The following is a 12,938-nucleotide window of genomic DNA, read 5'->3' on the forward strand; positions in this document are numbered from 1 at the left end:
AATACGAGGGTTCGATTCCCTTCGCCCGCTCCATTTTTGCGCTAAGGCGCTGTTTCCGCTAGCGATCATCACAGCTTCTGCCAGATTCCCAGATTGTTGGGACTAATTCTGGTAAGAATCCTGGTAAGAATCGCACCGGAAGAGCCACGCCTTGGGACGAGCAAGCAGCACCGGATTTCCGTTCCTCGTCAGTCGTACCGACGCGGGTCAGTTCATCTACCATCGCAAGCTTCCGGCGCGTTTGGGCGGCCTTGTCGCGGGTGAGCTGACGCTGCCCTGGGCCGCATGCAAACGAGTCCTCATGGGTGAAGGCACCATCCGTGTTTCGCTTGGAACCGGTGACCAACCGACGGCGAGAAAACGATGGGCTGCCTTGCATCCACAGGTCGAGGCCTTGGTCCAACTGGCAGAGCTGCAGATGCGCAGTCCTGGTCCATGCAACGTCCCGGTGGACGTGCCCCGTCTCGACCCTGCGCTGATCCGTGCCGTGGCCGGTCAGGCCTACCATGACGTGTTGGCGACCGACGATCGCGGTGAGATCGAGCGGGGGTTCATGACGCCGATGGCGGGTATCATCCTGGATCTGGCACGCAGGAACCAGCCTGCCGCGCCCGATGGCGTCAGGATTGCCGAGCATGCAGCGCAGGCCATCGAGCGGTCCATGCATGCCGGCCGGGTCCGACGGCGTACCACGGCCGCAATCGACATGCGGATCTCCGTCTCCGAACTCGATGCCGCCACCTCGAAGCAACTGCTCGAAACGTTGAAGCACGGCGACCGGCTTGCTCCCGAACAGGTCGAGGCGCTTGCTTTGGGGATCCGCATCGCTGAGATCCCGAGCGAGGTAGATGAGCGCCTGAAGGAAAACGGCCTCGAACTGCCGCTCGACCATGTCGACCGACGCGCGATCGCACTGGCGATTACGCGCGCCAAGCTCCGCGCCCTCAATGACGTGAAGAAGCGCTGCGAGGGTGTGCCGGTTGAGACGATCGAGCGACCAGCGATCGTCCAGGCGACGCTGGCCACCGCGGCGCAGATTCCCACGTTATCCGCCATGCAGACCCGCTGGATCACCATCGTGCGCCCGCAGGAAAAGCAGATCGGCGATAATGCACGCTATGTGCGGCTGTTCACCGGCATGCATGGCGATCTCCCGGTCGATCAGATTACAGGCGCGCAAGTGCGTGCCTTCCGCGACGCCTTGCTGGGTTGCCCCCGCAACGCGCCGATGCGGTTGGCCAAGGGGTCTGTCGCGGAACTGTCCGCCTGGGCGGAGGCGAACCCTGAGGAGCGGCGGCTCAGCCGAGGAACGATCAACCACAAGGCCCTGGGAGCATTGAGCACGCTGCTCGAGCAGGCGCGCGCCGACGAGCATATCCGCCTGAATCCGGTCCAGGGCCTGCAACTACCCGTAAAGGCGAGTGATAAGCAGGTCCGTCGACCCTACACTAATGAAGAAATGGAACGGATCTTCCGCACGGCCGTCTACGGCGCACCTCCGCGCATCCCGGCTGCTGGCGGAGCCTGGGCCGCATGGTGGCTCCCGCTCTTGAGCTTGTTCACTGGGGCTCGGCTCGAAGAACTCGGACAGGCATCGGTCGGCGACATCCGGAAGAAGCACGGCATCCACTACCTCGAAGTGACGACCCTTTCGGATGAAGGTGACGAACGGGACAATGATGTGGGCAAGTCGTTGAAGAGCGCTGCAGCGCGTCGCCGGATCCCTCTGCACGCGACGCTGCTCGGCCTTGGGTTCCTGGACTATGTTGCCTTCGTCAAAGCCAGTGGAGCATCGCGCTTGTTCCCACATCTCGATGAATACCGCGGGCGGTACACCAAGAACTTCTCACGATGGTGGGGCCGGTGGCTGACCAAGATCGGTTTGAAAGACAGGGCTCTGACGTTTCATTCCTTTCGGCATAGCGCAGTCGCTGAGCTACGCCGATTGCGATGTGATGCCAGCGTCATGAAAGAGCTTCTCGGTCATGCGCAGAACGACGTCACGTCAGGCTATGGTCGTGTCGACGGGTCGTTGCACGACCTCTCCAAACTGGATGACGAGATCCAGAAGATGACGTTCAGAGACCTGAACCTTGATCGTTTGCTCGGCCTGACACCATGGCGGGAGGGTTCCCGATCCTGAAAGGTCATGCTGCCTGTACGTCTGTCGCGTGTCGGCACCATGGACCGTATCGAGGGTCAGATCGTTTCGAGATCTTCGTTCTCGATTTCCCCCCGGATTGCCGCCAAGCGGCTTTTGCAGATCGCGTGGGCCGCCCGCGCGTCGCGCACGTCCTGCGCCAGCGTGTCGATCGAGGTCGCTGCAACAGGTGCTTTCAACTTGGCCGCGATGGCTGCGAGCTTGGCATAGGCCTCGGCATAGGTGGCCGTGGCAGGAAGATTGGTGGTTGAATGGGGTGTTGGCATAGCGTGGCGGTCTTTCTGCTCTGACAAGGTCAATGGTGTTGAACGGTGGCGTCCACATCGCCGTCGGCGACGAGGAGCGTGATGGTGTCGGCGCCATGGAGCGCCGCGACGGTGTTGAGCATCGTGCCGTTCCGGTCGGTGACGACGACGAAGCCTCGGGCGAGTTGCGTTTCGAGGCTCGAAGCGGAGACGATCGCCTCGGTGGCCACCAGGGCATCGGACGCGCTGTCGAGCACTGTGCGTACGGCCGTCGCGTTGGCGTCATGCAGGTGAGCCAGCGTCATCGCAGCGCGATCGACACAAGCTGCGGCTGCCTGCACGACACCGGCGCAAGCCCGCGCGCCATCGTCCGCCGTCGCAAGTCGATGCGAGACGGCGCCGGTGACGATGGCATGCTGATCCGCGCTCGCCTGCGTTGCTGCGGTGAGCCGAGCCGTCGCGTTGGCTGCGATGCCCGCGAGCAGGGTCTGTGCCTCGATCGCCAGGGCACAACACCGTGCTCGTGTCGACGCCGCGACGACGCGCAGATCGGTTGCAGTTGCGGCGAGGGTCGTGTCAGCCAGGGACAGGGCTCGCTGCCCAAGGATGCCGACGTCGGCGTGGCAGGTTGCGAGGTCCAGCGCCGCGAAGTCCACCTGCTCTCGGGCAAGGTTGGCGATAGCCGTCCCATGCTGGCGCATGCGTGTTGCCGGCGCGCGTATGATCGCCGCGACCAGGGTCACGGCTTTCGACGGCGTGTCGCAGCTTCGCCATACTATCTCGTCAACGAGGGCCCGATCGATCGCATGGCCGAGACCGGCGATCACAGGAACCGGACACAGCGCGATGGCGCGTGCGATGACCTCATGATCGAGCGTCTCGAGACCGGATCGCGCGCCGCCACCCCGGACCATCAGCACCACATCCGGAATGCTCCCCGCGAGGGGCATCACGGCATCGCGCAACGCGGCGGCGATGGCGCGCGGCGCGGCCTCGCCCTCGAAGGCGCTCGCGTGGCAGCGCACGACCATCAAGCCCGCCTGCGCCCAGCGGCTTAGCTCGCCGGCGACATCGGCGTGGCCCGCGGCGCCGACGGGGTGGATGACGACGACGCGCGTCACATCCGGCGGGGATGGCAACCGGCGTTGCCGATCGTAGAGCCCTTCGTGGCGTAGCGCCTGCCGGAGGAGCTCGACCCGGTGCCGGGAAAGCGACAGCGTCGCCTCCCGCCCGAGGTCGAGAACCCGGCCGCCGAGATGGTAGCGCGCATCCCAGTGCGGCCCGATCTTCAGCGTCGTCGTGGTGCCGACGAGGTGCTCGGGATCGATCGGGCCGCCGAGCTGCGCGCCCATGCGGGCCAGGAGCTGGCGCGACAGGAACACCCGGAGGGCGCCGCCCTGGCCGGGCGCGGCCCCGGCTTCGACGAGCTCGAGCGCATGGCCCGATCGGCCTGCCTTGCAGGCGATGATGCTGGCTTCCACCCACAGCGTTTCGGGCAAACCGCGGAGCAGCCGTCCCGCGAGGTCGAGCAAGGCTCGCAGCGTCATCCGAGGCGCATCGTCATGGCCGATGTCGAGCTCTCGATCCGGCCGCAATACCGCATGGTGAGATACGGAGCGCGTGTTGCCGGATGAAAGATCGCTCGGCGATGATCCAACGACTCCTGGCTGTTTGATCGCGCTCATCGTCAGCGTCGCAGCAGGGTCGAAGCGGCGTCGGCCACCACGGCCTCGATCAGTTGAGCCAGCGCTTCCGTGTCCTGGCGTGGAGCCAGACGGAAGAGCTCCTTGCTTTCCGGAAACTTCCGCCCGCGTTTCGTGTCGCGTGCCGTAAAGCGCCGCAAGCGAGCCGGATCGACAGCGCAAGCGCCGCAATGAGCCTGACCCGCATCGCCGGTGACGAAATGCTGGAGGCTTCGCGGAGCGAGCGCCTGCATCAGCACCCGGTCGATGTCGAGCGGATCGACGCCGGCCGGCAACGTGATCGCCAGTGCTTGCGGCAGACTTCGAACGGGGCTGCCCGCCGGTCGCGGGTGCTCGAGCCGCAGGACCGTCGCCTCCCAGCTGTCGAAGCCAGCCTCGACCTTGTGCTCCGCGCCGCTTTTCCAGACACCCGCATAGGCGCTCTGGCGAAGGTGGGCGAGGCGCGTCTCGATCGTTAGGCCGCGGCTGAACCCCGCCTTGTAGATCGGGATGCCGAGCGGCTGCGAGAGCCCGAGCAGCCCGCGACAACCCGCGATATAGAAAGCGATGGTCTCGCCCTGGCCGAGAGCCCGGTAAGCCTCCGAGCGGAAGAGCTCGAGGTCGACGGCAGGCAGGGTGTCGATGCTGAGGGTGGTGGCCGGTGCCGACGGCACGGCGTTGAAGGCAGGCTGGCTCGCGAGAGCCGAGGATTGGCCGAGGCTCTGCAGCGCCGCCATCGCGGCCTGCAGGGTTCGACGCTCATGGTTCGTGAGGGCGAGCCAGCCGGTCAGGGCGGCGGAAACAGGCGGCGTCAGTTCTGTCGTGATGGCGTTATTCATGATATAGTCTTTCTGTTTGTTGCGTGTCTGATTTCACCTGGGGCTGGCGACGTCTCGCCCGCATTCTCTCGATCCCGATCACCCTCACCTATTCAGTCCTGCTGCATCGCCGTGCGTGTCGATGAAGCCCATGCGGCTTGCCCGCTCCCCTTCGCCGAGCAGCGCCGCCGCGGCCTTAGCGTCCGCCTCGGAGATGAAGCGTCGCCCAGCCGCGACCGCGCTAGCGATGGCGATCGCCATTGCCAATCGTGCCCTGCGCAGGCCCAAGGCGGCGAAACCCGCCCGCGCCGCGGCATCGGCGAACCGCGTCTTAACGCCGGCCGCTCGGCTTGCCTCGGCCATCATCGTGTCCAGCACGGCATCGCGGGCGCTCGGGTCGAGATCGGGAATCCGTAGGGTCACGACCCGGTTGAGAACCGGTGGCGAAAGCCCGTCGGTGCTGTTGCAGGCGAACAGCCAAAGGGCTTGATCGGCGCGCATCGGCACCCGCACGTAGTCATCGACGAACCGCGCGGCCGTATGCGCCTCGAGCAGCGGCAGCAGCACGTCGAGCGGACCTTCCTTGCGCTCGTAGTCACGCACCTTCTCGCATTCGTCGATGATGATGAGCGGCGCGGTCGTGGTGGTGGCGATCAGCGCTTTGGCGATCCGACCCGGCCCGGCCGAACGCCAGGCAGGACCGTAGCCGGTCAACGAGGCCGCATCCGACAGGCTGGTACCGGTGATCTCCGTGCTGACCGTGCCGATCGCCGCGGCGAGCGCGTGGGCATAGCGCGTCTTGCCGGTTCCGGGCGCCCCGACCATCAGCATAGGTGGCAGGCGGATGGGAGCTACACCGACCTTCGATAGCGTGACCGCGTTCTGCACAAGCCGTGTCACGGCCTGGAAGTTCGGGGCTGCGGCATCGAGCGCCCGAAGTCTGTCCAGCATGTCGTCCGTGCCGATCAGACTGCGCCGGAACAGAGGGCTTCGGGCCGTGTGCTGCAAGAACCGGATGCGTTGCTCTTCGCCTGATGACAGGTGATCGAACCCGTCCTCGGCTCCGCTCGCGGCGATCTCCCGGTTGATCACAGCCCGATCCATCAGGTTATGGCCGGATTCTTCCGCGGCTTGCGACTGATCGACGTCATCGACTTCGAAATCGAGATCCCGCAGCGGGATCCACGTGGCTGCAGTGTCATCCTGAGCCGCATCGGCTGCGATCCGCTCCGCTCCGGCGTCGACCGGCAGCATGGTCGAGGCGCGAAGCAACGCACTGCCCTTCTCATTCGACGGTGGTGATGGCGCGGCCATGGATCTGGCGCGGTCGCGCCCGTCCGGCGAATGCGCCATGTTGACGGGATCTGGTGGGGTGTCGATTGCTGTCGGCATGGTGTAGATTTCCGGATGTCAGGGATGCAGGTCGGCGAGACGTCGTGGATGAAAAGCCCGGAGCGCATGCGGCTTCCGGCGGTGCTGCCAGGCGATCGGCTCCCGCAAATAGAGATTGCGGAAGCAGGTCTGCGTTCAGTGCAGCGACGGACCGTCCGAGTGGCTTTGCAGGCGGGCGGTGTCGCGGGCGATCGCCACCTCGAGCATGGGGGCCTGGTACGACGGCGCGCTGCCTGGGTCCTCCCGCAGAAAGGCTGCGATCATGACCTTCGGCATGAGGTCACCCCAGGTCGAGGCCGGGATGGAGGCGATCGTCAGGGCAAGGGCACACAGCTTGTGGTCAAGCCCGGCACCTGCTGCACCCATGCGACCGTCCCGCCGGGACGCCTCGAGGGCCTGCCATCGCCGCCATAGGCTGGCGATCATGACATCGGTGGGCTTCGATCTGTTGACAGAAGGCTTCGTATTCTCGGCCATAAAAAGGCCTCCGCAATCCCGCGGTTCAAAGCCGACCGGCCTTCGTGGCCGTTCAACTGGGCATCTTCTGGGGATTTAAAAGTAAAACGCTCGCTTGCCTCACCTTTTCCCCCCGATACGATCGACCTGTTCAAACGTTGCTTAGTGTCGTGACCTGACCCATCGCGGACCTTCAGCACGTCCGCTTTTGGGCAATACATGCAAACGTAGCGACGATCTCAGGCGGGGGGCGGACCCCAAGCTCTGGTTGGCGAAGCGCGCGGACGTTTAAGGGATGCAATCCCCGCAACGGCTCCTTATCCTAGGCGAATGGCGCTGCAGGGGACCAACGAGCTCTTATCGGAGGCGAAAACGCGGGGATGGCGAACCGCCCTCGTGCTGACGGCGCTCGATCTCGAACTGCAGGCGGTCTTAGCGCACCTTGTCGACGTAAGGTCGGTCGTCGGACGGGACGGGACGTTTTATGAGTGCGGCATATTCCGAGAGGGCGGCCAGGAATGGCTGGTCGTTTTGGTCGAGACGGGTGCCGGCAACCATGCTGCGCAGAATGCGGTCACTAACGCTCACATCCTGCTTGAGCCTGATCTTCAGATATTCCTTGGGGTTGCTGGCTCTCGGAAGAAAGATGTTCCGATCGGAAGCGTCGTAGCCGCCAGCATTGTCTATAGCCCGTATAGCGGGAAAGTATGACGAGAAGGGCTTCTCGGCTCGCCCTCGCGAATATCACGCGCACAGTCGGTTGTTGGAGATTGCGCGCAAGGTGCGTCGCGACAAAAAATGGACTGAACGGATCAGGGATCTCGCAGATCGTAAGCTGCCGATCATTGCGGAATATCCGTGCGGCTTTCCTCCCATCGCAGAGGTTGCGCCAGCGATTTCGACCGAGGCAGTCTCTGCAAGCAAATCGAGCGAACTCGAAGCACTGATCGCGGCCAATTACGGCGATGCTTGCATCGTCGAGATGGAAGGCTACGGCTCGCTTTTTGCGGCTTCGCGAGAGGACACGCCGGCGATCGTCGTTCGCGGCGTTTCCGACATGGCGGAGCACAAGGATGCCGAGACCGATAAGATCAGGCAGCCGGTCGCCGCCGCTCACGCTGCAGCGTTTGCATTCGAGCTGATCAGTTGGTGGACCGCGCGTTACCCCGCGCTGCCGGTGACAGCCACGATCGACCATGGGCCAGCAGGCGTTGTAGTCCCCGAGGCGCCCGCTCCTCGAACGGGCGGTTCCGGTGCCCGATACGTCCTCAATATTGACGCCGAAATCGGGATGGTCTCGGCTGAAAGGATCGCGGCGATCGAGGCTCTGCTTCGCGAACTTACCGGTGAGCCTGGCATTACGGTCGACGGAATCGAAGAAGGCTCGCTTCGGCTGATCGTGAGAGACCCATCGGCCGCGTTAGAGGCCGTCGGTCAAACCAAGCTGCGGGATGAACTTAAGGCTCGCTTCGACCTGCACCTATTCGGACTTGTGCCTGAGCACAGCCTCGAAGAGCTGAGTGAGGTTGCCGACGAGTTACGGCTTGCTTCTCATGATCTGCTGAATTGGCCCGACACGTTGCCGGACGGCGAGCAATTCGCGCGTCCTGAGCTTGATCAGCTTCTCGCACTGTCCGCCGATCGCGAACAGACGGTGACAGCGGTCATAGGCGAACCTGGCTCCGGAAAGTCGGCCCTCCTCGCAATGCTGGGCAAGCGTCTCGTCGATGCCGGCCACCCGGTCCTCGCGATCAAGGCGGACCTGCTCGACACGAGCGTGAACAACGAGGCCGATTTGAAGGATGGGCTTGGGTTGTCCGATCGACCCTCGACGCTTTTGGCTCGCTTGGCAGCGCTCCGTCCGACGTTCCTTCTCATCGACCAGCTCGACGCACTGGCCGGATATTTGGACCTCCGCACCGGGCGCTTGAGCGCTCTTCTCAATCTCGTGCGACGTCTCGGGAAGACCGACAATATTCATATCGTTCTGTCAGCCAGACGATTTGAATATGAACATGATGTGCGCCTTCGGGCAATTTCGGCCGAAAGCCTCCAACTCCAATTGCCGGGCTGGAGCCAAGTGCTCGAATTGCTCGAGAGCAAAAAGATTGCGGCCGCTGGGTGGCCGACCGACGCGCAGGAAGTGCTCCGGTCGCCGCAGGCCCTCGCAATCTATCTTCAACTTGATGAGAAGGTGCGATCGGAGCCGCTGCTGAGCTATCAGTCGATGCTTGATAGGTTGTGGGACGAGCGCGTCCTAGCTGGCGCTGATGGTGCGAAACGCTCCAAGACCGCGATCGACCTGGCGGATCGAATGGCGGAGGAGGAGAGCCTCTGGCTTCCCAGGGCGCGCCTCGACGACGTAAAACCGGAAGTTGATTGGCTAGTGGCCGCTGGCGTTTTAACTCCAAATGCGGCGGGATCGAGCGTGGGCTTCGCGCACCAGACAGTGTTCGATTACGCGCTCGCACGTGCATTCGCCAAGGAAACAGGCCGGCTGGCGTCGTTTGTGTTGGAGCGCCAAGCATCGATCTTTTGTCGACCGAAGGTATGGGCGGCCCTCACGTACCTCCGCGGCGCAAACCTGTCCAGTTACGAAGAGGAGATTGGCATTCTCTGGCGCGCCCAGGGTTTAAGGCGGCATCTGCGACTTCTTCAGATCGAGTTTCTCGGCCAGCAACGGGAACCGACCGACCTCGAAGAGGCCTTGATCGTGTCCGCGTTCCAGCGGGGTGATGAGCGAGCGCTCGTGCTCCGCGCGATTGCGGGCAGCCCTGGCTGGTTTGAGCGCCTTCGAAACAGTGCGATTGCCCAAGCAATGGCAAGCGAAGGCCCCGCGAGGGATTGGGTGTCCCAAGTCCTATCCGCTGCTGTCGAATTTGCGACGAATGGCGTCGCAGCTCTGATTTCGGAGCATTGGCTGCCGAGGCAGGAGGATGACTATCGCGCTTGGTCCGTTCTTCAACAGGCGCCGACATGGACCGAGACGATGCTCGAGATGGGCGTGACGATTCTCAATCGGTCCCAGGTCGCGCCGATGTATCTTGATCACTTCGCCGGGACACTCGGCGTGGATCAGCCGCGAATGGCGCTCTTGTTGATCCGCGCCGCGCTCGACCGTAGCTTACGCGCGGCGGCTGACGAGGCCAAAACTCTCGCGGCCAAGGCCGTTCCCGACGACAGCGATATTACGGGCGCAGCGGTATGGCGGGTGAGCAACGATCCTCGTCGCCCAATCAAGAACCTACTTGAGACGTCAAACGAATGGGACATGCTCCGCGCGCTGGCCGAGCGCGCGCCTGCTGACACCGTAAAGACACTCTGGCCATGGTTCGTCGAAGCGCTTTCGATACTTCGGGAGGTCCAAGGCGAGACGCGGGATCGGCCGCTATATGCATTGGAGTATGAGGCGAATTTTCGCTTCGAAGGGGAGAATGGTCTTGACCTTCCGGAACCATCACTGCCTTCGGCACTGCGCCTCGCCCTCGAACAGCTCGCGGCGTCCTCTCCGGACGTGTTCCGAGACTGGATGTCGACGGCCGCACAATCTGAGCTTCATCCGACCCACCGGCTGATTGCGCATGTCCTCAGCACCGTTCCGGAGGCGTTCGCGGTTGACGCCCATTCGTATCTGCTGGCCGACGCGCGCCGCTGGTCGCTCGGCGGGCTTGAGGATCATAGCGGAACGACGACGACCTTGGTTTCTTCCGCGGCTCCGTTTTGGAGCGCCGACCAGGTCGCAGCTTACGAAACCAGTGTCCGCTCTTACAGCCCAGATGTTCCGGCGGACCTCGACCACCCAGAAGGCCGTAGGTCGTGGAATAAAATCCAGCGCAGTCAGCGCTTGCGGCTCCTCCGCGCCCTTCCTTCTAATCAGAGAACGCGTGAAGTCGCCGATCTCGTCCGGACGGAGGAGCGCGCGATCGGCGACGGGCACCTCGGTGTCACGTTCAGCGGAGTCTATTCGCCATCGTCGATCATGAGCGCGGCACAAATGGGGCGCGCCAGCGACGACGACATTATTAATGCCTTCGAGACGCTACCGGACGCTACGCGCTGGGATCATCCAACATACCACCGCAAGGGAGGGAATATCCAACTCTCTCGTGAGTTCGCCAATTTCGCGAAAGAGAATCCAGACCGAGCGATGCGGCTCATAGCGCGGTTCGAGCCCGAGTTTGGCGAGAGAGCGGCTGGGAACGCCTTGACAGAATTGGCCTCCGTGGTTGATCCGGAGGGGCTCCAGCAGATGGTCGTCTCCTTGACCGATCGTGGCTTCACCGGCTCAGAATTTCAACAATCCGTCGCGATGGCGACGGAAACTATCATGAGCAACGACGGCAAGCTCACCGCTGCAATGATCGAAAAGATGCAAGCTTGGTTGCTCAACGGTCGCGACCGCGCCGAAGGCGACGGCGAAGATGGAAATGACGAGCTGACATCCAGCAGCGACGCCGAACCAGGACCAGAAGACGATCCCGAGGGCCGCAGCTTGCTGTGGGGCCACGGCAGCGGCTTCTCGATGGTGCCGGGCGGACCATTTCCTGTCCTACACGCTCTTGTGCGTCACTATCTTGTTACCGCTGACCAAAACGCCTTGCGCGCCCTGTTGGCGGCTTGCCTCCGGCAGAACTTTGAGACGAAAGCATGGGCACATCTGCTTCCACTGCTTCGCTATCTCCGCCCCGGTGAAGCGGCTGACCCGACGCCGTTGATTAATCTGCTCGCGGACATCATTCGGCACTTTCCAACATTGGTCGGCACACACGAACTCGCGGTTTTGTTCGGCCACGTCCATTGGTGGGCGCCTGACTTCGTCGAGAGCGAGCTTCCCCGCTGGTGTAGCTCCGACCGAAAGTCCGCGCGTCAAGGCTATGGCGAACTCGTCGCGCTCCTGGCCATTCTTCACCCTGATCGGGAGTGGCCGAAGAAGGCTCTCAACGGGATTGAGAGGAGCAACGACACTTTTGCGAAGGCCGGCGCCGCGACCACTGCAGTCAACTTGTGGAGTGACGCGGCACATCGTCCAGCGGCCACCGGCTTTCTTGTGCGTCTGATTCCAGGCGCCAGCGATTCGGAATGGAAGGCGATCTTCGATCTGTTCCGCATCGTCGATGAATTCATTCCGGACGAAAGCACCGCGCTTCTACTTGAGGCGATCGCCGATAACGCGGCCAAAGCACCAACTGTCGGGGCCACCTTCATCGTGGAGCGGCTGCAATCACTCTTGCCGCACGAGGCTCCGCTCGTGGCACGGTTGGCGACGATCTTGGTGGGTAAATGGCACAACGATCTTGGAGACATTCGGACGGGCACCGCCGCACACGCCTCCGAGCTCGTTGACCTAGCGATCACACTGCATCGGCTCGGACCAACGACCCGCGAAGATGGAACTCGGCTCTTCGAGATGCTCCTCGACATAAACGCCTACGAAGCGCGATCCACCCTCGATCAGATCGACAATCGATTCCGGCCCACGGCCTTGATCAGACGGCCGCGCCTGCAACGTCGCCAGCGGGAGGCGCGACGTAGGCGTCGCGCTGCCTGAGATAGTGCCGTCACACCAGCATGGGGGGGCCCGCCTAGGATGCGCGGCAAAAATCGTCGGCAAAAGGAGACCGTGCCGTCGTCATTCGGCCGCAACCGCGGCGTGCGCTTTACCATCCTCGGACCCGGTATCCTCGGTCGGCTGCTCACCTGCTGAACGAACGGCGGGAGCCACCACAGTGGCACTCCAAACCGGACATGCAGCACCCCCGTTGTGGCCACCAGCATGTCACCAGCCTCACGCGACTCCGCAACACTGTTTGCTCGACGAGTTTGGCGACACTCTGAAGCCGACACTCTCTCGGTGGCTGGCGAGGCCGATCAGAGCGGGTTGCGTGACGAATATCTTCGTTGCGCGTCGCACATCCGTCCCTTTACGCGTCAAGGAGCGTCTGTTTCAGGGCTTGCTGTCAAGGGCCGCTTATGGCGCACTGCGGCACTCGCCAAACGCTGCAAGTCAATACGCTAAAGCAGTTTCGCCTGTCCCCCTCTTCCCCGACTGATCAGATCGGAAATGTGCTGTTGAACTCGAGGGTCAATGTGGTGCCCTGATGCCGGGAGCGCCACTCGCAAGCCCCTTTCGGTGCCGTCGCGGAGTTGGTTGGAATTCAAGGTGGCGTAGTCTCCGGGGTGCTGA

At 63.2% G+C, this 12,938-nt stretch carries 8 protein-coding genes; 3 read left to right on the forward strand and 5 right to left on the reverse strand.

From position 1 onward, the window contains the following. Positions 1–301: 301 nt before the first annotated feature. Positions 302–2,143 carry a site-specific integrase gene (locus tag P7D22_RS20090; RefSeq protein ID WP_319936040.1) on the forward strand — a complete coding sequence of 614 codons (1,842 nt, stop codon included), beginning with the start codon at positions 302–304 and terminating at the stop codon, positions 2,141–2,143. 56 nt (positions 2,144–2,199) lie between these two features. On the opposite strand, the gene P7D22_RS20095 is transcribed toward P7D22_RS20090, so the two are convergent. The 5 genes from P7D22_RS20095 to P7D22_RS20115 form a co-directional block, all read right to left on the reverse strand. Beyond that, positions 2,200–2,460 carry a hypothetical protein gene (locus P7D22_RS20095; protein ID WP_319936041.1) on the reverse strand — a complete coding sequence of 87 codons (261 nt, stop codon included), beginning with the start codon at positions 2,458–2,460 and terminating at the stop codon, positions 2,200–2,202. After that, positions 2,457–3,788 (reverse strand): exodeoxyribonuclease VII large subunit, encoded by a 1,332-nt coding sequence (locus P7D22_RS20100; protein WP_319936042.1) that lies wholly within the window; start codon positions 3,786–3,788, stop codon positions 2,457–2,459. The genes P7D22_RS20095 and P7D22_RS20100 overlap by 4 nt, the downstream gene beginning before the upstream one ends. A 305-nt stretch (positions 3,789–4,093) precedes the next feature. Further along, entirely contained in the window at positions 4,094–4,927 is an 834-nt protein-coding gene (locus P7D22_RS20105) for a hypothetical protein (protein ID WP_319936043.1), read from the reverse strand. A gap of 84 nt (positions 4,928–5,011) precedes the next feature. Further along, positions 5,012–6,298, reverse strand: coding sequence for an AAA family ATPase (locus P7D22_RS20110; protein ID WP_319936044.1), 1,287 nt, complete (start codon positions 6,296–6,298; stop codon positions 5,012–5,014). 135 nt (positions 6,299–6,433) lie between these two features. Beyond that, positions 6,434–6,664, reverse strand: a complete 231-nt coding sequence (locus P7D22_RS20115) for a hypothetical protein (RefSeq protein WP_319936045.1) — start codon at positions 6,662–6,664, stop codon at positions 6,434–6,436. Between the two features lie 486 nt (positions 6,665–7,150). Here P7D22_RS20115 and P7D22_RS20120 point away from each other — a divergent pair, with 486 nt between their 5' ends. Both P7D22_RS20120 and P7D22_RS20125 read left to right on the forward strand, forming a co-directional pair. Next, positions 7,151–7,465, forward strand: a complete 315-nt coding sequence (locus P7D22_RS20120; RefSeq protein ID WP_319936046.1) for a phosphorylase family protein — start codon at positions 7,151–7,153, stop codon at positions 7,463–7,465. 52 nt (positions 7,466–7,517) lie between these two features. Beyond that, positions 7,518–12,302 (forward strand): AAA family ATPase, encoded by a 4,785-nt coding sequence (locus tag P7D22_RS20125; RefSeq protein WP_336624817.1) that lies wholly within the window; start codon positions 7,518–7,520, stop codon positions 12,300–12,302. The last annotated feature ends 636 nt before the right edge of the window (positions 12,303–12,938 follow it).

It is taken from the genome of Lichenihabitans sp. Uapishka_5 (assembly GCF_033947565.1).
Lineage (GTDB): Bacteria > Pseudomonadota > Alphaproteobacteria > Rhizobiales > Beijerinckiaceae > Lichenihabitans.